The 18,952-nt window shown below is 69.1% G+C and carries 16 protein-coding genes and 1 pseudogene; 5 read left to right on the forward strand and 12 right to left on the reverse strand.

Annotated elements, in window-relative coordinates:
* Nucleotides 1–87: 87 nt before the first annotated feature.
* Entirely contained in the window at nt 88–5,145 is a 5,058-nt protein-coding gene (locus C0216_RS12300) for a hypothetical protein (protein WP_162793181.1), read from the reverse strand.
* A 424-nt stretch (nt 5,146–5,569) separates the two neighbouring features.
* Between C0216_RS12300 and C0216_RS33425 the strand changes: the two genes are divergently transcribed.
* Nucleotides 5,570–6,178: a hypothetical protein gene (locus tag C0216_RS33425; protein WP_162793182.1), complete on the forward strand. Its 609-nt coding sequence runs from the start codon at nt 5,570–5,572 to the stop codon at nt 6,176–6,178.
* A gap of 245 nt (nt 6,179–6,423) precedes the next feature.
* Here C0216_RS33425 and C0216_RS12305 read toward each other — a convergent pair.
* The 8 genes and pseudogenes from C0216_RS12305 to C0216_RS12335 form a co-directional block, all read right to left on the reverse strand.
* Nucleotides 6,424–6,830 (reverse strand): annotated as a pseudogene (locus tag C0216_RS12305) (NUDIX hydrolase).
* Between the two features lie 60 nt (nt 6,831–6,890).
* Nucleotides 6,891–7,526 (reverse strand): GNAT family N-acetyltransferase, encoded by a 636-nt coding sequence (locus C0216_RS12310; RefSeq protein WP_114055313.1) that lies wholly within the window; start codon nt 7,524–7,526, stop codon nt 6,891–6,893.
* Between the two features lie 17 nt (nt 7,527–7,543).
* A complete protein-coding gene (locus tag C0216_RS12315) occupies nt 7,544–7,897 on the reverse strand; it encodes a VOC family protein (protein ID WP_246042506.1) in 354 nt (117 codons plus the stop codon).
* A 47-nt stretch (nt 7,898–7,944) separates the two neighbouring features.
* Nucleotides 7,945–8,814, reverse strand: a complete 870-nt coding sequence (locus C0216_RS12320) for a hypothetical protein (RefSeq protein ID WP_114055314.1) — start codon at nt 8,812–8,814, stop codon at nt 7,945–7,947.
* Complete coding sequence (locus tag C0216_RS12325) at nt 8,811–10,310, reverse strand: MBL fold metallo-hydrolase (protein WP_162793183.1); 1,500 nt, start codon at nt 10,308–10,310, stop codon at nt 8,811–8,813. Before C0216_RS12325 ends, C0216_RS12320 begins: the two co-directional genes overlap by 4 nt.
* A 95-nt stretch (nt 10,311–10,405) precedes the next feature.
* A complete protein-coding gene (locus tag C0216_RS34980) occupies nt 10,406–10,540 on the reverse strand; it encodes a hypothetical protein (RefSeq protein WP_281277923.1) in 135 nt (44 codons plus the stop codon).
* Nucleotides 10,541–10,696: 156 nt separating this feature from the next.
* Complete coding sequence (locus C0216_RS12330; RefSeq protein ID WP_114055316.1) at nt 10,697–11,062, reverse strand: DUF6415 family natural product biosynthesis protein; 366 nt, start codon at nt 11,060–11,062, stop codon at nt 10,697–10,699.
* Nucleotides 11,059–11,268: a hypothetical protein gene (locus C0216_RS12335; RefSeq protein WP_114055317.1), complete on the reverse strand. Its 210-nt coding sequence runs from the start codon at nt 11,266–11,268 to the stop codon at nt 11,059–11,061. Before C0216_RS12335 ends, C0216_RS12330 begins: the two co-directional genes overlap by 4 nt.
* Before the next feature lie 156 nt (nt 11,269–11,424).
* Between C0216_RS12335 and C0216_RS12340 the strand changes: the two genes are divergently transcribed.
* Nucleotides 11,425–12,738, forward strand: a complete 1,314-nt coding sequence (locus C0216_RS12340) for a helix-turn-helix domain-containing protein (RefSeq protein WP_114055318.1) — start codon at nt 11,425–11,427, stop codon at nt 12,736–12,738.
* Nucleotides 12,735–13,556: a class I SAM-dependent methyltransferase gene (locus C0216_RS12345; RefSeq protein ID WP_114055319.1), complete on the forward strand. Its 822-nt coding sequence runs from the start codon at nt 12,735–12,737 to the stop codon at nt 13,554–13,556. The genes C0216_RS12340 and C0216_RS12345 overlap by 4 nt, the downstream gene beginning before the upstream one ends.
* A gap of 26 nt (nt 13,557–13,582) precedes the next feature.
* Here C0216_RS12345 and C0216_RS34310 read toward each other — a convergent pair whose 3' ends face one another.
* Together C0216_RS34310 and C0216_RS12355 are read right to left on the reverse strand one after the other, a co-directional pair.
* A complete protein-coding gene (locus tag C0216_RS34310) occupies nt 13,583–14,512 on the reverse strand; it encodes a hypothetical protein (protein WP_246042507.1) in 930 nt (309 codons plus the stop codon).
* A gap of 421 nt (nt 14,513–14,933) precedes the next feature.
* On the reverse strand, nt 14,934–15,704 hold the full coding sequence (locus tag C0216_RS12355; protein ID WP_114055320.1) for a transposase: 771 nt from the start codon (nt 15,702–15,704) through the stop codon (nt 14,934–14,936).
* A gap of 70 nt (nt 15,705–15,774) precedes the next feature.
* Here C0216_RS12355 and C0216_RS12360 point away from each other — a divergent pair, with 70 nt between their 5' ends.
* Nucleotides 15,775–16,320 (forward strand): restriction endonuclease, encoded by a 546-nt coding sequence (locus tag C0216_RS12360; RefSeq protein ID WP_246042508.1) that lies wholly within the window; start codon nt 15,775–15,777, stop codon nt 16,318–16,320.
* A 62-nt stretch (nt 16,321–16,382) separates the two neighbouring features.
* The gene (locus tag C0216_RS12365; RefSeq protein ID WP_114055321.1) at nt 16,383–17,225 is read left to right on the forward strand and encodes a PE-PGRS family protein; all 843 of its coding nucleotides are present in this window, start codon (nt 16,383–16,385) and stop codon (nt 17,223–17,225) included.
* On the opposite strand, the gene C0216_RS12370 is transcribed toward C0216_RS12365, so the two are convergent.
* Nucleotides 17,155–18,804 carry a PE-PGRS family protein gene (locus C0216_RS12370; RefSeq protein ID WP_114058626.1) on the reverse strand — a complete coding sequence of 550 codons (1,650 nt, stop codon included), beginning with the start codon at nt 18,802–18,804 and terminating at the stop codon, nt 17,155–17,157. The two genes, C0216_RS12365 and C0216_RS12370, sit on opposite strands and share 71 nt — an antisense overlap.
* Nucleotides 18,805–18,952 lie beyond the last annotated feature (148 nt).

Raw genomic sequence — 18,952 nt, forward strand, 5'->3', positions numbered from 1 at the left:
ACCGTGCTCCCTAGCGCTGGAGCCGGGCCTGGGCGAGCACGGGTCCGACTGACCACCGCGCACAGCCCGGCGGGCCCCGCACCGGGGTCATTCCTCCATACGCTGAAGGTCGGCTGCCCGGTGGTCACCCACGGACGCCAACCCGTCGACGAGGCGTCGCCACCGTGCGATCTGGTCCGCTGCCATGGCATCACGCGAGTGAAGCGTCCCGAGCCAGTCGGGGAGGTACCAGCACCTGTTCGCGGCGATGCGGTGGTCGCCGTCGATCAGTCGTTCCGCCAAGCGGAGTCCCGTGTCCCTCTGCCATGCGAGCGGGGCGCACTTGCCGAGTTGTGCGAGTGCGTCGAGGGCCTTCGGTTCCCGACGGGCGAGCACAGTCCAGCGGTCCAGGAGACCGGTGAGGAGGTCGGGATGGAGCCAGTCCTCCCGGGCGCGGGCCAGGGTCGCGTCGATGTCGGTGTCACTCATGTCGATCTCGGGCGCGGGCAGGAGCGACCCCAGCGCGAGGCCGTCCCAGTGATGGCCGGTGCGCAGCCCGGTGCCCTCGCCAATGGCGTCGAGGGCGGCCTCCATGACGACGGGCCAGACGGCAGGGAGGGACGGGCGCAGGCTGTCGTCGTAGGTGAAGAGCACGGCGAGGTCGCGGAGGAACTGGTGCAGGGCGCGGCTGTTGGCTGCGAAGTGCCGTGCGTGTGCCTTGAGCGGCTCGGTGTCGCCGTTGACCGCCAGGTCGACGATGACGCGCGCGCTTCGCCTGCTGTGCCGGTTCTCGTACCCCTCCTTCGCCCAGTGGTCGGTGGCGCGGGCGTGAGCGGCGAGCAGGGTTTCGGTGAGTCCGTTCGCCCGATCCGCCACACAGCTGTCGCTGAGGGACGCCGAACAGGCGGCGACGAGCGGGGGGATCAGCGAGATCAGATACAGTCGCTCCGTCTCGACCTCGGGCAGCGTCCGCTCGTAGGGGCGGTCGAGTCGGGGACGCCCCCGTGTGCCGCTCGCCGGGTCCCAGTCGCCCAGTCGGCAGTCCTGCAGCCCCGCTTCCACGGCGTCGAGCGCCACCTGGTGCCGGCACGGGCCCGGCTGCCGGACGGTGTCGCACGGCGCGGCCCAGACGTATTCGAGACCCAGGGCGAACGCCATGCGCACCTCGTCGAAGTGGTTCGTGCTGCAGTGGGTCAGGACGTCGATGACCGCCTGGCGGTCGACGACAGCGTCTTCGGAGGTCACCGCCAGGAGCGCCGCCAGGCCGGTCGCCGCGGACCGGTCGGCCCCCATCGAGTAGTAGGAGGACGAGGCGTACCGGGTACGGCTCGGTTCGGTGATCGCCTTGATCAGGACGGTCGTCGCCCACCGCAGGTCGTCGGCGGGAACCCGGATCCGTTCGCGAACGTGTGCGACGGCAGCGGTGGCGGCGACGGCGGCGATCGGGTCGAGCCTGTCGAGAGGAAGCCCCGGCGTTTCGTCGCCCAAGGACCGCGCCAGGGCCAAGTCGGCCAGAAGCGTGTCGGGAGGGGCGGTGCGAGCCTCGGATCCGGCGTAGGCGTTCTGCAGGCGCAGGGCCTGGCCGACACGATCGAGCATCTCAGTCTCGGGCCGCATGCGAGTCGCCAACGGCTCAGGATGCTGGTATTGCACGGTCAAGGTGCCGGCCGCGTCGCTTTCCAGGTGAAAGTTCTCCGGCCTGAACGTCGCTGCCCACACCTGGACCGCGGCGAGGACGCGGTCGGCCTCCGCGCCGTCCTGGGAGCCAGCGACCACTTCTTCCGCGCGGCGGACGAGTTTCTCTCCGGTAGCCGCGAGCTCGTTCAGCCGGCCCTGGTCCCCGGAGAGGAACGCGCGCATGGTGAGTTCGGCGGCGACATCGCGCGGGCTGCTTTGGCGACGGGACCGCCCCTCGAGATCGGTCTCGTCCGGTCCTTGTACGTGCAGTACTCCTTCACCGGCGACTCGTACGAACTCCAGCTGCCACACGTCCGGATCCCGCATCCAGGGAATCAGTAGATCGCCGGCTTGTTCCAGATGGCGTACGAGGAACCCGACGACCAAACCGGGCATGGCCAAATTGCTGCAGTCGCGCAACAGCAGCTCCACGACCTGGGTGGGGGAGATGCCGGCGATGGCCACGAGCTGGTCCGCGAGGCGTTCGACCGCGAGCAACGCGCTCACGCAGGGGTACGGGCCGATCGACGACCCCCGGTACCAGGCCCATACGTGTTCGTCCCCAACGCAGTGTCGGACTCCGACCCCCGGCAGATCCAGTTCTGCTCCGGGTGCCTGGCCGTCGTCGCCGTGTCCCCCGACCCGGACGGCCGCCGCGTGGTCGAGCATTCGGTTGATCAGAGCCAGCGTAGGTACGGTGCGCGCCGTTAGCAGCGACCAGAAGGGTCCTCGGTACCACCCGGCCATCGGTTCGGTGATGCGTCCGCGGGCGCAGTGATCCCGGATGCCGTCGTCGAACGGGTACGAGCGGGACCAGCCGTATCCGTCATCTTCAGGGTCGTGCCTTTCGATGTAGTAGGACTCGGCAAGGAGCAGTAGAAGATCCGGCTGATGTCTGGCCATCTCCGTTACGGCCCAGAAACTCTCCACGGCGGGCCTTAGATACTCACCGCCATCGTCGGCGATTCCCCTGAGGAACGCCTCGGCCCGGCCGTCGAGATCGGGGCCGAGTATCGCCAGGGCTTCCACCGCGAATTCGTCCGAGTGCTCCGGATCGGATGCGAGCACGCGGTCCCGCAGCAACTGTCGGATGGGGTCAGGACCGCTTGTGTCGACCTTCACTAGTCCGCGCAGCCACGTCAGTGCTAGTTCGCGGACGATGCGGCTCATGTCTTGGCTGGTCCGTGGGCTGCTGCCGGAGTCGGCGTCGTGCGGGTAGCAGAAGGCCAACTTGACCAGGGGCGCGAGCACCAGCGGGTCGCCGACACCATAGGGCGCGTAACGTTGCATGGCCAACCGGATGAACGTACGCAATCCGGCTTGTCGGTCTGTCTGCAGCGCAGGCCGCACGCGGCCGAGTACCTCCCCCGCGGCACCGAGAGTGAGGACCGCCTCCCACGGCACGTCCGACCACCGCTCGCCGTGGTCGGACGCGATCTCGTCGAACACGGTGCGCAGGTCGGCGAGCGAGCGTTCGACGTCATCGGCGCTGAGCAGGCGGGCCTGGCACGCGACGCGCGCGGCACGCAGTGCCCAGCGCGGCGCGTCGGCGGCCGAGAGGAGAACGAAGCCCTCTGTGACGAGCAGCCGCACCACCGCCATGTCCCGCACGAGATCGCTGGCGAACCGGTCGGACGGACTCCAGGCGCTGGTCGCGCCGAGTGGCGCCAGCAGACCGTCGGAGCGCAGTGAGGGCAAGGAGGCCGGGTCCGGTGATACGGCGGTCTCGCGGGGAAGCAGCTGGCGCCTGGCCAGCGCCTGGAGAGACTGGTCGCGAGCGTCGGGGGAGGGGCCTCCCGCCGTCATCACCTCTCCGCGGCGTACCAGGTTGCGCCAGACGGCGGCGAACAGGTCAGCCTCCGAAGCCGCGCCCTTGGGGGCCGCTGCGCCCGGACCTGCGCGCAACAGCATGTCCACCAGACCGGGCCTGCCCAGCAACCACCGCGTGCGCTCGTCACCGGCCCACTGCCTCAGCTGCGGAAAGACCTCGACGAGCCGCGTGATCTCGGCCGGAGTCAGCCGGGGGACCTCGTGCTCGCGCACGAGTTCCTCGACGGTTCCGCCGTCCCGCGTCACGCTCTCCGCGGCCTGTACGAGCACGTCACGTGCGGCTCCCGAACCGTCGGCACGGGTGACCGCCACCACGCCGAGCCCGGCGGCCATGGCCGCCCGTGCGAGGTCCGAGAGCAGCTGGGCGCGTCCTTCCAGTACCGACTCCGCGCCGTCGACGACTAGCAGACGCCCCGTACCCACCGCAGAGGCGCCCAGCACCGAGGGAAGGCGGGCCCCGAGCAGCGCTTCGAATTCCGCGAGCGTTGCGGGTACCTCTCGCAGGTTCAGCACGGTGACCGCGACTCCGTCGGCTCGCAGTCGCGCGGCGGTACGCAAGGCTAGGGCGGACTTGCCGGCGTCGGGCTCGCCGTGGACGACCAGCGCGGTCGGCTGCAAGGCTACCGACCTCATTTCGAAGGTCAGAGCGTTTCCGGCTTCGGCGCGCTCCAGCTCAAGGTTCTCGTCGGCACCGGTCAGCCGGAACCGCACGAGGTTCTCGGCCGTCTCCGCCAGGGCGTCGAGGGCACGCCACGCCGGGGCGTAGGACGGGGAGCGGTCGACGACCGCAGCCCCGGAGAGCTGCCTCCGGAGCATACTCTCGGTGACGGTGGCCGCTGTCGGGGCGTAACTCCGGGACAGTCTGCCCAGAGCTTCGAACAGGGTGGTGGAGCCCGCCACGGAGGCATCGGGAACGACACTCCGCAGGCGGGCCACGGCCGCCGTACGATCCGACTCGTCGGCCCCCTCCAGCCGCAGCTGCCACAACCAGAGCACGTGCAAGATCCGCCAGGTCAGCTCGGCGGCAGGCCGTTCGGTGCTGACCTTCGAACGGGTTGCCGCCTGAGCGATCAGCGCGTCCAGATGGGTCAGCCGCTTGCGAACCGCTTCGGTCGTGCGTCCCGGTTGCTTCATCACAGCGCGGAACGACTCCTCGTCGGGCTGCCCATGCGCGATCACGGCCAGCTCATGCACCTGCCGTACGGCGGGACTGGGAATGGCCACGGCGAGCGCCAGCCGCCAACGCCCCGCGCTGGCCTCGTCCCAGTGCTCCGTGACGATTCGCAGGTAGGACACGAGCAGGTCCGCCGTGGATTCATCGCTGGTCGTGAACGCCGGGGCCCGGCGGACGCCAATCGACAACCTCCGCGGTGTTCCGTTTGCCGTGTCCCCACAGATGATCAGGTCGTCCACGGGGCTGAAACTGCTGTCCTGAAAGCGTACGGACACCGGCGTCACGTCATCGCCCAGTGCCGGTACGGGATCGCCGAGTAGGAGGTGCGCCAATAGGACGGCACCGAAGTCGTGCTCAAGGACCGTGCCACCGCCGCCGGTTGCGTACGGGCTGGCCACTTGCTCTGCTGCGTCGCGCCCCACCATCCTCGCATCATAGGACGCGCCACCGACAGTACAGGCGGGCACGACGTCGTGCGGTTCCATGCCACGACCCGTCTCAGGTGGAGGGACGAAGGCGGCGACAGCCCCTGTCTCCTTCGTTCAGGCGAAGCGATCGCTATTTCGGCAGCGTTTCGACCTCAGAGTTTCTAGCGTCGGCAGCAGTGTTTCGCTGGGCGAGAGGACTCGAACGTGACCGACCCTGCCGCAGGTGTGCGCCCACCCGCTGTAGCGCGCCGGCTTCCCGGCCGGGCAAAGCGGCGCATGGACGTCCTGCGCGAGTACGAGGAATTCAACTCTGATCGCCGCAGGGGGATTCCTGCGGTCCTGTGGCCGTTCCTCGCGCCGGACCCGGACCGGTCGATGGCGGGTCCAGCTGGATTGCGCTTGCATCAAGGAGCTGCTGACACCGGACGACCGCACCCCGCCGAGCGAGAGGCAGTGGCGGGGCCTTGGGGAGGGTGAAGCATTGCCGCAGGGACAGGTGTACTGCCGGCACGACGATTCCGTCGATGCCCCCTACCGCGACATCATTGAGTGGGGAGAACGGCGAGAGGTGAGCTTTCCCGCCGATCCGGTGGAGCCACCCGAATGGGCCGAAGTCGACGTGTGGGCCGTGATCCGCCATCATGAAGCACACACGTCGGCCTTCTGGAAGGTAACGCTGGCCTGCGGACACGTCGAAGAGGTCGTAGCGCCAACCCTCGACTGGAAACCCGATGACGGGCCGCGCTTGGCCGAGGCCACAAGGGTGAAACAGATGATCGAGGAATTCGAGCAGGCCTGGGCCTCAGACCCGATGCTTCAACCTGAAGCCGAACGTGAACACACCCGCCGGATGCTGGCGGCAGGCTGGCCGCGTCCAATGCCGGAACGGTGTTGCCATACCTGTCCCCACGCTCGCGCGATTGTCGCGTATCAGCACGTGGGCTGGCTCATTCCACGCAATGAGGCGCCCAAGCCCGAAAACCCGCCGCCGGCTCGCGCTGTCTTGGAGCGCCGACTTCGCCAGGCCGAGGCCGAGGCGGAACGGCTGCGAGCGCAGCTGGCCCGGCACGAGGAGCGACGGGACGCCTGACAGACGAGCCCCGGGACCTGCCGACACCTGGGACCAGGCGGCTCAGCGCGCTGAGGAGCACCGCACCACCGGCATGACGCCATCCTCCGCGCGTGCAGGCCCTCCAGCTCATCGCCGAGAACTGGACTACCGTCCACGACCTCACGACTCGATCGGGCACGTCCTACTCCCAGCCCCATGAGCATTCTGGGGGCCAACTCCGAGACGCGTCGGCCCCCAGAGGTGTTGCGCGTCGACAGGCCCCTTCAGCGGTTCAACGCCGAGTCGAGGTGTTCCTGCACCGGCTCGAACAGGCCGTAGGGGATATACCGCGAGATCTCTGGATGGGCGACCCACGCCAGCTCGACGAGCTCGTCGGTGTCCGCCACATGCGCATTACCGCCGACCACCTCGCAGGCGGTATACGACATCCGACGGCCGGGTGGATCCGCTCGCCGAGCAGCTTCACCGCCTTCACGGCAAGCCCCGTCTCCTCCTGGGTCTCCCGTACGGCGGCGTCCTCGAGGGCTTCGTTGGGCTCGACCTCGCCGGCCGGGAACTGCCAGGAGAGCTGGCCCTCGCTGACCCGCCGCCGGACCATCAGCACGCGGCCTTCGTACACCACGATGGCCGCGGCGATGCCCGGTCGCTCCTCAGCGCTTTGCTGCGTCACGTCTACTCCTCCGGGGGGCCGGGATGGGCCGGAAGATCGTATCGACGCCCAGCGCGCCAGTCAGCGGAAGAGCGGGATGCAGTCAGGCAGCCCCGCTATTCCGACAGGCACCACGCTCGCGCAACCCTGCCAGTCGGCCGCCTCTATGACCTCCTCGTGGGCGTTGTAGCGGTGGCCGTCCACGGAGATTCGGTGGACGCCGTTTGGGCGGTAGCCGAACTTTCGGGAGACCGCCCGGGAGGCAGCGTTGTCGGCGAAGGCGGTGGAGGTGACGCGGGCGGCGCCGAGGCCGTCGAAGGCGAGGGCCAGGGCTGCGGCGCGCATCTGGGTGCCGTAGCCGTGGCCCTGGAAGCGGCGGCCGAGCCAGAAGCCGGTCCGGGCCTCGCCGGTGATGGCGAAGTCGCGTGCGGAGAGGTTCTGCTGGCCGATGACCTGGCCGTCGTGGAAGACAGCCAGGAGCAGACGCCAGTTCTCGCGGGTCCAGTCGCCTCGCGCCCACCAGTGGTTCTGTACGACGTTCTTGGCCCGCTCGGCTGGCGGGGCGGAGGCCCAGGGCTGCGGGAAATACACAGCGCCGTCGGGGACGACCCCGTCGGCGGCCACCTGGGCGAGCGCGTCGAGATCGTCGTCCGAAGGGAGTCGCAGGACGAGGTCGGCAGTGGTGAGCTGTAGGGCGGTGAGGGGCCAGTGGCGCATACGTGGGCTCCGAGGGTTCAGGGCCCGTCGAGTCCGAAGACGGTGCCGAACGGGTCGATGAGCTGGCAGATGCGCCGGCCGGGCTCCACGTCGAGGGGGCCGCGGTGGTGGGTGCAGCCCGCTTCCAGGAGGCGCTTGCGTTCGGTGTCGAGGTCCTCGACGGACCAGTAAGGGACGGTGCTTCGCCCGTGGGCGTTGGCTTTGGGGGACGCCTGGTGGAAGCCGAACTCGAGTCCGTCGAGGTCGAGCCAGGCGTAGACGGCGGTGCCGTTCATGTCGAGCTTGACCTCGGCTTCGAAGATGTTGCCCCACCAGCGGGCGGTGGCTTCGGGGTCGTCGACGAAGATCATGACGGTGCGGATACCGCGCACTTGGGTTTCTCCTTGTGTCGGGGAGTGGCACGGTACCGCTGGGGTGGTCACTCGTGGGCGCCGTGCAGGGAACGGAGGCCGGTGGCTGCGGCGAACGCTGCCAGGGCGCGTATGAGGTCGTGATCGTTCCAGTGGGTGCCGAGTTCTCGTGCGTGGTGCAGGTAGGCGTGGCGTACCCAGCGGGGGGACGGGTGCCCTTGCTGGTCAGCCATGTGGGCGAGGGTGATCAGGTCGGGCAGGCCGGTGATGTCCGGGCGGAGGGTTTCTGCGTCGATGAGGGCGAGGTGCCCGTCGGCGCGGCGGCGAACGTGTTCCGGCTTGAGGTCCAGGTGGCCGAGCGGTACGTGGCCGAGTCCGTGGGCGTCGGTGACGAGCTGGAGGAGTCGGTGCCAGTCGTCGGGGAGGGTGATCCAGTCCGGGGACGGGGCATCGAGGGCGGCTGTGGTGTGCCAGAGGGCCATGGTTTCGGCGACCTCGGGCTGCCAGCGGGAGGAGGCGGTGTGGATGCGGGCGACCGACCGGACCAGCTCGTCGAAGGCGTCGGTGCCCGAGAGGGTGACCTCCTCGTCGAGGTGGTCGACCAGCAGCGTGCGGGAGGTGTCGCAGGCGCGGTGGAGTACCGGCAGGACGTTCTCGTCGGCCAGGAGTTCGTAGGCGAGGACTTCGCCGAGGTAGCCAGCCTCGTCCGCGTGCCGCTTCAGGACCCGGCGGGGAGGGGCGCCGAGGGCGAAGACGGCTGTGCGGTAGCGGGCGGTCAGGCAGCGCACCGGTCCCGGCTCGCCCGCGTGGTGGCGCGCGAGGATCACGTACGCCTGGCGCTCGGCTGTGGCGTGGTTGGTGGTGAACGGGTTGGCCAGCCACCCGTCGGGCCGCGTGCGGGCGGCGCCGTCCAGCGGCCCGGCGGGAGCGGTGCTCATGCCGCGGTCTCCTGGGGGATGCCCAGGGTGGCCAGGCTGTGGGCGTAGCAGCGGGCGGCGAGGTCGGGCCGCTGGTGCTCGCCGTAGATCGCGAAGAGGGCGTAGACCGGGGAGTCCAGGTTCTCGCCGATGTGCCAGCCCTGGTACGAGCCCCCGACGACGTCCCAGATCTGGGCGCGTCCGAGGAAGACGGCGGCGAAGTCCTGGAAATAGATCTCGATGCCGAAGGGGTGGGCGGCCATGGCCTCTTCCCGGCTCGTCGTGGTGATCTTGTCCCAGGTGGGGCCGGTGATGTTCCAGGCGTACGAGTCGATCTCGCCGGGCCGGCCGGGCGGGTCGAGGAGGCGCAGGACGGCGCGGTGCGCTCCGAGAGGGCCGGCGAGGTAGTCGTGGATGCTGGTGGCCAGGGCGCCGGTACGGGTGGCGATCAGCTCCCGGGCGAGCCGGGGAAGCTCCTCGGCCACCAGGGCGTCGGCCTTCTCCCACTCCTCCTTGGCCAGGGCCGGGGTGACCGGGGTCGGCTCGACGCGCTGCGGGGAGTCGAGGAAGTTGGCGAGTGCGGCGAGCTCGGACTTCTCCGCCACGGGGTCGGGGGTGACCCAGGGGACGCGGGAGGTGGTGACAGGACCGTCGCCCGACGGGACGGTGAGGCGGTCGCCGGGGCGGGGGCCGTGGACGCGGAAGAGGTGCTGGAGCTCGTTCGCGGTCGCGGCCAGGGCCTTGTGGTCGGCATAGAGGAACGGGCCGTGGGGGCTGCGGGGCGCGGTGAAGCCATTGCCGCACAAGGCGACGTCCCGTACGCCGTCCAGGGGCTTGAGGTAGTCGATGAGCAGGCCGTTGAGGATCTGGAGGCCGGTGGTGCGGTTGCGGGGTCCGTCCATGCCGGGCAGCAGGTTGTTGTCCGCGCCGAGGGCCCCGTACGGGACGGTCTGGGCGTTGTTGGAGACCACGGCGAGCCGGGGCGGGGTGAGGGTGCCCTGGGCCAGCTGCTCGATGTAGAGGTCGGAGACGTCGGCGTCGACGCCGATGAAGATGTCGTTGCCGGTGGTGCCGGCCAGGCGGACCAGGGGCTGGGAGACGCGCTTCTCCCAGAAGAGGGTGCGGGCGCCGGCGGGGTAGAGGGTGATCTCGATGTCGCCGACGTTCAGCGGCTGGGTGTGGTCCACGCGGTGCACGGTGAAGCCCAGGGCTTCGATGGCGTCGGTGACGGCGGCCGGGGTGGTGGTGCCGGTGTAGACGGGCACCGTGCGGGCGAGGAGGTCGAGTGAGGGGAGGTGGAAGTGGTCCAGGTGCTCGTGGCTGAGGATCACCGCGTTCGGGCCGGGCATGCCCTGGGTGTCCACGGTGCGGGGCGGCCAGATCTCGAACTCCAGGCTCCCGGCGCCGAAGGCGGGCGCGAGGATCGGGTCGAGGAGGACGGAGGAGAGGCCGTCGGTGATGTGCCAGGTCTGGTGGCCGAGGAAAGTCAGTTCCAGGCCGACGGGGGCTGCTGCCATGACGAACTCCTTTGCGCGGTCAGGAAGGGGGCGGGGGTGGCGCGGAGGGGGACAGCGGACGTCCCCCTCCGCACCTGTCTGCGGACCAGCAGGACCTACCGGTGGTAGGTGGTCGGGGAGTTGTGGGTCGTGCCGGTGGCGGCGAACGCCGTCACGCGCTGCTGGAGCCGGCGGACCGCCTCCGCGGTCACGGGCGTACTCGGCTTCGTCTGGGGCTTGGGTCGGTTCATGACGTGCCTCCATCACTTCGGTTTCTCGACGGTGCGGATGCAGCCGCCGTGCCCCGCCGCTGCAAGCGGCGGGTGGTCAGTGTTCGGTGGCGGACAGGAGACTGCCGACGACGGCACTGCAGAGGATCACGTAAACGATCACGGCGATCCGCTGCCTCACTGCGTCACCACCAAGTCCGGGTCCTTAGGCGCCTGATCGACGGCTGCTCTGTTGCGCCGCTGCCGCACCTGGCGCTCGATCAGCAGGACACGACAGACGCGGGCGAGGGCCCGCATGTGAATCCAGGCCCCGAGCCGCCCCTCGCCGGGCCCGTGCGACAGGAGAAGTTCGGCATCTGTACAGGCTTGGCTGCCACCGTCCCGCTCGCAGAGCAGGAGCTGGACGTAGCCGTGGAGAAGGGCCGTGGCCTCCCGCACGTCACCGCCCTGTATGCGGTAGGCGTTGGGCGTGAGGACGCGGGCGCACAGGGCGCGCATGGTGTCCGCGGGTACTGACGCCTGAGTCGCAGCCCTCGTCGTCATGCCAGGTGCCCCGCAGCCGCCTCCCGCATCCCAAGCGCCCAGTCCATCTGCGCGTACAGGACCTCCAGCTGGGCAGGGTCGAGGACCAGGGTCGTGATCTCCGTGGTGCCGTCGAGCCGGTGCAGCGACGCGATCGGCAGAGTGGCCTGCTGCTCGCCGTGGTTGTCTGTGATGTCGCGCCGGACCGCAGTTGCGTGGGTGATCACGAGGGCTCTCCCGGGGCTGTCTGAGCGGGGGATGGAGTTCAGTCAACTCCGGCGCCGGATCCCCGAACAGGGCATTCCACTAGGCACGTTGTAGGCACGAGCTAGGCAGAATCCCGCTAGGCTTCCGGGCGCCCAACTCGACCAGCGGACGGCGGGATGATGGCGAACGAGATCCTGCGCCGACTGAGGCGCGAGCAGCGATGGACGCAGGCCCAGGCCGCCCAACGGGTGTGCACACAGGTCCAAGCGGCCACAGGCCGTTACCCCGAACTCGATGCGAATTGGATCTCCCGGCTGGAACGCGGAGCGATCACCTGGCCCTCGGGCGACTACAGGGCGGCGCTGTGCGCGGTGTTCGGCGTCTCAAGCGAGGCAGAGCTGGGCTTGCACCCGAAGGGAGAGCCGACCGGCACAACGTCCGCGCAAAGCGCCTATTCGGCGCCCGGCACTGAGGCGAGCAGTCTCCAGGCCGACACGGAGCTGTCAGCACGGCTCGCCCGACATGCGGCAGCTACCAACGTCAACGAATTGGTGCTGGAGCAGTTCGACGCCGACCTGGAGCGTCTCGCCAGAGACTTCGTCAGCCGGCCCCTGTCCCTGCTGGTCCCGGAGATCCGCTCCCTGCGCACGGACGTGTTCCGATTACTCGAGGGACGCCAGCATCCTGGTCAGACGCGACACCTGTACGTGCTCGCAGGCTGGTTGTCCGGCCTCGCGGCGCACGTGTCCCTCGACCTCGGCCACCAGCCCTCCGCCTCCACCCATGCGCGGACGGTGGTGCAGTGCGCGGAGATCGCGGAACACCCGAGACTGCGAGCCTGGGCACGCTCATTCCAGTCGCTGGCCGCTTACTGGACGGGCGACTACAGGCGAGCCGCAGATCTGGCACGGGCCGGACGCGAGGACGGCCGGGGGCCGGGCTCAGGAACGCTCACGGCACGACTGCTAAGTCTGGAGGCCCGTGCCCTCGCAGCCCACGGAGACGGCCGCAGCGCGTTGCGCTCCCTCGCACTGGCCCATGACGCCCGCAGCAACGCGGAACGAGACGAACTGCCAGGCGTCTTCGCCTTCCCCGAGGCCAAGCAATGGGCCTATACGGGCACCACACTGCTGGCCGTCGACGACGACGAACAAGTCCAGCGGGCGATAGCGGCGTCCAACCGCGCGGTGGAGCTGTACCAGGCCGGGGCTGAAGGCGACCGGTCCTCCGGAGACCTGCACGCCGCGCATCTGGACCTGGCGACCGCATACCTGGCAAGCGGAGAAGTGGAAGGAGCCGGTATCGAACTCGCCGCGGTCCTCGGCGCGGATCAGTACACCGCGAGCATCACCATCAGGCTTCGCAAACTGGGCACACTCATCGGCAGAGGGCCGTACCGTGACTCACGGCCGGTGATCGATCTTCGGGAGCGCATCCGCGAGGTAACCGACCGGCCCGCTCTCGTCAGCACACCCACGGAGCCGCGATGACCACCCAGCCCACGAACGACCCTTCCGTGACCGACCGCCACCTGCTCTCCACCCAGGCGTACGGCACCGGCCAGCACCTTGCCGCCCGCCAGTCCCTCTACCAGTGGCAGACCCCGCGACACGACCTCCCCGGCATCGTCGTCGACGAGCTGGCCGGCGTCCGTGGGGCAGTTGCGGACGTGGGCTGCGGCAACGGCAAGTTCGTACAGCGGGTCCGCGCCGACCGGCCGGACCTGACCGTTCTCCCCATGGACATCTCTCCCGGCATCGTGGCAGGCATCGCCGGTGCCGTGGCCGGCGACGCCCAGAGACTCCCGATCGCGGACGGGGCCCTGGGCGCAGTACTGGCCATGCACATGCTCTACCACGTCGAGGACCAGGCCCGAGCCGCCCAAGAGCTGGGTCGTGTCCTGGCCCAGGGAGGCATTGCCATCGCGTCCACGAACAGCCGGACGGACAAGCAGGAACTGGAGGACCTCTGGCGACGAGCCGCTGGCGACGTCCTCGGCGTCGCTGACGGACCGGCACGCGTCCAGCTCTCTGCCCGCTTCACCTTGGAAGACGCCCCGGTCATCCTGGGCGCCGTCTTCGATGAGGTCCGCACCGTCCCTCTCCCAGGCGTGATTGAGGTGACCGACGCCGCGCCAGTGGTCGCCCACCTGGCCTCGTACGAGGCATGGGCCGACCAAATGGGCGTGCCGTTCAAGGAAACGATCGAACGGGCCCGCGAAAGGGTAGGCGAGACCATCCGGACAGAGGGCGCGTTCCGAATCACCTGTCTCGGCGGAATCCTGGTCTGTCGCGCGGCGGGCGCGTAGGCCGCGGCCTTCCGCCCAAGGAGCGCTCAGGGGCCCGGCTTGAAGAGGTCGAGGATGGGGAGGTAGCGAGCCCAGTTGCTGCCGAACAGCGCCATCATGATCAGCACTGCCCAAGCGGTTCCTGCGGCAACCGTTGCCATGTCGGGAAGGCCGAGGAAGGCCAGCCCGACGACGCCCCCGGCGATCAGCACGACAGCTGCAGCTACACGGAGCACCTCTCGGTCGCGGACCGGCTGCTTGCCCTCCAGCGCAGGCTTGGGGAGGAGAGATCCGATGTGGCCGGCCACATGTTGCTCGGCGATCGTCGCGGCCAGACCGGCGATCTCGCTGAGCACCGCCGCGTGATCATCGTGTCCCAAGGTGGCCTCTGCTTCGCGTAGCTTGGCGACCACCTGACCGGCGTGGACCTTCAGCTCTCGGCGCCGGGGGGACAGGAAGGCAACGGTCCCGGAACGGCGATGGGCCCGCATCACGTCCCCCTCAAGGCGGCGCAACGCCGTCCCAACCGCGGACAACTTCTCTGCCCGCTGAGCATGGCTGGCGCCATACGCCTCGGAGCAGGCTCTGATCGTTGCCTTGCACTCCAAGGTGAGCAGGTTGCGGACGAACGGCAGACCGGCCCCTCTCGTCTTCACGCACAGCTTCATGAGCAACGTGACCGTAATTGCCCACGCCGCGGCCCAGCGCCAAGGCGGGTCGTGCTCGCGGTAGAGGCCCAGCACGATGACGAAGTACGCGACCGCGAGATAGGCCAGCATGGTCGCAGCGAGCATGAAGACGAACCACGGGACTTCCGCTGCGTACGTGTGCCGTAGCGCTACCTTCAGTCGCGGTGGAATGGGCCACCATCCGTATCCCAGCCGATCAAGGTCGGCGCGGAGTTCCGCTATCGCCTCGTCGCCCCAGCGCCGTGCGCGCCGGCCCCACCGCGCCCGTAACGAGATGTTCAGACTCATGGCTGCGAGCATGCTACCCATCACCGACAGTGGTTGCCTCGCGACTGATGCCGGTTCCATCAACAGCACGGTCGACAGCCCTCTCTGCTGACCTCGCACGAGGGCGAACCTCATTCTGAAACGGCCAGTATCGGGGCCCTGCTGCGGGGAGATGAGCCATGGCCAACAGGCGCTCTTACGCCTACGGAGTTCCTCACCCACACTGGCGGCCGACACCAGGGGGAGGAAACGGGTGGCAGCTTGTAAGCCGAAGCGTCGGTCGTCCCGGCGTAAGCGCAGGGACGACCGGCTCGCTGCGGGAGCCGTCGGAGGTATCGCTGTCCTCGGCGTGCTCACGTCGTCATGGGCCGTGATCTGGCCCTACCTAAGGGCTGTCCCGTAAATGATCTCTGGCGTGCCTGGTGGTCTGCTGGTTTCTGTGTCACCCGGCAAGGACGAGGTTGTGCAGGCGGGCGACGCCGAGCATGGCGTTGTGGACACCGTCGCCTTTCAGGCGGCAGTCGCGAAGGATCTTGCAGCCCTTCATCCGGGCGAAGACGTGCTCCACACGGGCACGGACTTTGCGGTGGGAGGCGTTGTGCTCCTCCTTCCAGGCCGGGAGTTCGCTCTGGCCCTTCTCGCGGCGGTGCGGGATGAGCAGACCGGTGCCGCGGTAGCCGCCATCTGCGATGACCGTGGCCTTGCCGACGGCGTCTTTCGCGCCGGACAGCTCCCACGCCTTGCAGTCGTTGCGGTTGCCGGGCAGCGGTCGGCCGACCGCGACGACGAGCCGGGTGTCGGCGTCGATGACGACCTGGTGGTTGGTGGAGTACCGGTAGTTCTTCGACTGCTCGGCCACCGTGTGGTCGCGGGTGGGTACCAGGGTGCCGTCCACGATCAGCACGGTGTCCTTGCGGAACCGCTTGCGTGGCTGGAGGGCGAGCGCGGGTCCGAGGTGGTCGATGATGCGGTCGGCGGCCGACTTTGACACCCCAAACAGCGGGGCGAGTTGGCGCAGGGTGAGGTTGGTGCGCCAGTACGCGGCGACCAGCAGGACCCGGTCCTCCAGCGGCAGGCTCCACGGCCGGCCCTTGCGCACCGGGTCCGCACCCTCGCGCCGCAGCGCGGTGACGAGCTTGCCGAACTGTCGCGGGCTCAACCCTGTGAACGGGGCTATCCAGGACGGCTCCGACGCCGTGATCACGCCAGCCATCCCAAGATCATCTCACCCGCGACCAGCACTTACGGGACAGCCCTTAGTCGGGACTCTGGCAATCGGGGCGGTGACCGCGGGAGGCTGGTGGCTGTGGAAGACGGACCGGCTCCTCCGCACCCGTGACCGGACGTGGCGCCATCAGGACGCGGTCAACACTGGCCACCGGACGCTCACCGAAGTCGACGCGATGGACGGACCGGACTTCGAGGAGTTCGTGGCCGACCTGTGTCGACGGGACGGATGCACCGACGTGCGCCGGGTCGGTCGCTCGCACGACGACGGCGCGGACGTCCGGGGACGACTTCCCGACGGCCGGACCATGGTGATCCAGTGCAAGCGCTACAATCCGAAGCGGAAGATCTCCAACAGCGAGGTTTGCAACCTGCTTGGCTCCCAAGTGCACTTCGGCGCCGACGTCGCGATCTTCGTGACCAGCACCTACTTCAGCGGCCCTGCCGAGCGCTGTGCCGTGCAGAACGGCGTCATGGCCGTCCACCGCGACCACCTCGGCCTGTGGAACAACGGCGCCGCACTGTCCTCCCTCGCCTCTGTCAACGGCTCCGGCCAGGGAGACCGCCAACACCGAGCCCGCCGAAAGAAGACGTACGGATAGCCGGAGCTGCGGATTCTGCCGTCGAGGGCCTCCAGGCGTCGTCGGACTGGCTCAATGGACCCATGGAGATCGGGGAGCACTGGGCCTATCGAGCAAGGCCGAAGGAACTGGGTGGTGCACTGCGCCGAGTGGAGATCGTCCGAGTGGGCGGCGCCGGCAGATCCGGGAGCGTTCACGTGCGTTTCTTGGATGGTGACGCGGCCGGCCTCCAGGAATGGGTGAGCCCCAGCTGTCTGCGCGTCCTCTGGGCTGACGTGGACTCCTTCCGGGCGGACGACGCGGCGGAGCTGGCTCTGGCCGAGGCATCGAGGGCAGTGCGGGGGAGCGCCGAGTTCGAGGCGGCCCGGATGATCCTCGGCTTCGTCCGACCCAAGGGCCGGCTACGCCTGCGTAAGGCGGTAGCCGATGCCGGCGTCCTGGAGCTTGGGCACCTCGATGAGACCGCGCCACTCGTCGGCATGGACGCTGCCCAACTGCGCAACGACCCCATGCTCCACGAGGACCGCAAAGGCTGCTCCCTCGCGGGCTGGCCGATCACCGAACGGATCGCACGCCAGGCCGCCCAGCGGCAGGCCGACGAGATCCTCCCGGAGGTCGACCAGCGCCAACGATCCATGGAAGAGGAGCGCGACCGATCTCCCTGGTACGGCTACCAACGACGAGACGAACGAAAGCTGGACGCGGAGAAGGAAGCCCTGCGCACGGTACGGGAATGGTGCGGACAGGAGAAGGCAGAGCGCCACGACGAACTGGTGGCCCTGAGAGAGGAAGTGCTACGACTCGGCGAACTGGTCGAGCGTGCCGTGAAGGCGCTCCGCGACCGGGGCCACGGCGTCATCGCCTCCACCATTGAGCGCGACCTGGGCGTCCATATCTCCAGCCTTGGTCCAGACGTTCGTCGCTGAACGCCCGCGAGCGCTCCGGCTCCGGACGCACCCCCGGCTGGGCCGGCGCGGGCTTCGCCGGCGGCTTCTCCTTCTCGGGACGATGCGGATGCCAGCCGTCGAGGAACGGACGAAGCTGGTCACCCGTCGGCTCCGCGTGGAAGTTCCGCCCGCGGAGCCCCCTGCGGCCCAGGACAGGATCCAGCCGGTCTGCCTCAGACCGCCCCCAGGCCGACCACTCCCGAAGACGCTCAGCCTCGACGGGGTCATCCGCCTGGCCAGCGGCCTCGTCCAGCGCTTCGCAGAAGGCCCGCATCTCACCGGCGGCCCGCCACCGGTCCAGAGCCGTCCCGAACGTCTCGGCCCGCGCCGCGTCCACCGCCTTGATCGAAGCCACGCTGACCGCGGCCTCCCACTCCTCCTGACGCCGCTGCCGCTTCTCCGCCTCCAGCCGTTGGCGCTCGGCTTCCTGCCGCGTCCGCTCCTCCTGCAGCCGACGCTGCTCCGCCTCACGTTCCTCCCGCAAGCGGCGCTGCTCCGCCTCATACTTCAGCCTGGCCTGCTCCTGCTCCTGCGCACGGGCCTTCAGCACCTTGAAGACCACGTCGATCTGGTCTTCCAGCCGCTTCCTCTCGGTGTCGGCCCACTCCGTGTTGATGCCGAGGCGCAACTCGAGCTCCCCGGAGGGCTCGAACCGGTGCGCTGGCGTCACCCGCTGCCAGTCGTACGTGCGCCGGCCCGGCTGCTTGGGCACGTACCGGACCTGCCGCTGCCGCTCATGGAAGCTGATCTCGTACGTGATGCCATGGACAGTCAGCAACGGCCGCGGCTGCTTGCGCTTCCTGGACACCGTGATCTCGCCATGGAGGGCGAAAGCACGCTCGGCGAACAGCCGGATCAGAGACAGAACCCGGGGGAGTACCTCCTCTGAGACCTCGAAGGCACTGTGATCCTTCTCGACCGCGGCGATCACGTCATCGATGTCGGTCAGAGTCCTGCTGCGCGCGAGCCTGATCCGGTTCCACTCTGTGTCATCCTCGCCGCTCACCCGGAGCAGCCCGAAGCAGATATCGCCCTTGGCCCGCCCTGTGTACTTCAGGTGGTACCCGGCAGGTGCGCACTGCCTCGCCGCATCGAAGGCCCGCCGGTACCGGGCCCGCTCCGCCTCACCCGGATCCGGTATGCGCAGGAAGCGCCCAGCCGCCCGCACTTTCGCTATCAAGGCCGCCCCGATGTCGGCGGAAGAGGGCTGCCGAGCCTTGGGCTCACGCTGAACACGAGGTTTCGGTTCGGCTGGAGTCTCGGGCTCGGGAGACTCGGGCTCCTGGGGTGCCGTGGCGGCCGCCGTCGTACGGGACCTCCGTTGTGTGGGCTCGGGCCGGTCCGGGTGATGGCCGTGCTGGAGGTAGAAGCGCCCCGCCTCGGCGATCTCCGCCTTCCACCACCCCCCTTCCTTCGGCATGGTGATGAGGCCCCGCTCCTTCAGGACCAGTGCGGTGCGGGCGAGGTTCGGGGAGTCGGAGGTGACCGGATCAGTGCACTCACTGATGCGCGTGAGGAGGGCGAGCTGGCGGTCGTTGAGCGGCGTCCAACGGTGCATGTGATCGTCGTAGCGTCTGCGCTTGCGCTGGCACAAGCAGTGCGTCAGCCCTTGGCGCGGCCCTCCGGCTGCAACACGAAGACAGAGCCACCCCCGAGCAGTTGAGGCATGGATGGCGGCGACACTCGAAACCCGAACCGAGTGCTTC

The organism is Streptomyces globosus (genome assembly GCF_003325375.1).
In the GTDB taxonomy this organism is placed as follows: Bacteria; Actinomycetota; Actinomycetes; order Streptomycetales; family Streptomycetaceae; genus Streptomyces; species Streptomyces globosus_A.

Bases quoted from the DNA above. Each gene is read 5' to 3' on its own strand.
- C0216_RS12325 (WP_162793183.1), bottom strand. From the start codon at position 10,310: ATGGCAGCAGCCCCCGTCGGCCTGGAACTGACTTTCCTCGGCCACCAG.
- C0216_RS12340 (WP_114055318.1), top strand. From the start codon at position 11,425: ATGATGGCGAACGAGATCCTGCGCCGACTGAGGCGCGAGCAGCGATGG.
- C0216_RS12300 (WP_162793181.1), bottom strand. From the start codon at position 5,145: ATGGAACCGCACGACGTCGTGCCCGCCTGTACTGTCGGTGGCGCGTCC.
- C0216_RS34310 (WP_246042507.1), bottom strand. From the start codon at position 14,512: ATGAGTCTGAACATCTCGTTACGGGCGCGGTGGGGCCGGCGCGCACGG.
- C0216_RS12310 (WP_114055313.1), bottom strand. From the start codon at position 7,526: ATGCGCCACTGGCCCCTCACCGCCCTACAGCTCACCACTGCCGACCTC.
- C0216_RS34980 (WP_281277923.1), bottom strand. From the start codon at position 10,540: ATGAACCGACCCAAGCCCCAGACGAAGCCGAGTACGCCCGTGACCGCG.
- C0216_RS12370 (WP_114058626.1), bottom strand. From the start codon at position 18,804: ATGCACCGTTGGACGCCGCTCAACGACCGCCAGCTCGCCCTCCTCACG.
- C0216_RS12320 (WP_114055314.1), bottom strand. From the start codon at position 8,814: ATGAGCACCGCTCCCGCCGGGCCGCTGGACGGCGCCGCCCGCACGCGG.
- C0216_RS12330 (WP_114055316.1), bottom strand. From the start codon at position 11,062: ATGACGACGAGGGCTGCGACTCAGGCGTCAGTACCCGCGGACACCATG.
- C0216_RS12345 (WP_114055319.1), top strand. From the start codon at position 12,735: ATGACCACCCAGCCCACGAACGACCCTTCCGTGACCGACCGCCACCTG.
- C0216_RS12355 (WP_114055320.1), bottom strand. From the start codon at position 15,704: ATGGCTGGCGTGATCACGGCGTCGGAGCCGTCCTGGATAGCCCCGTTC.
- C0216_RS12365 (WP_114055321.1), top strand. From the start codon at position 16,383: ATGGAGATCGGGGAGCACTGGGCCTATCGAGCAAGGCCGAAGGAACTG.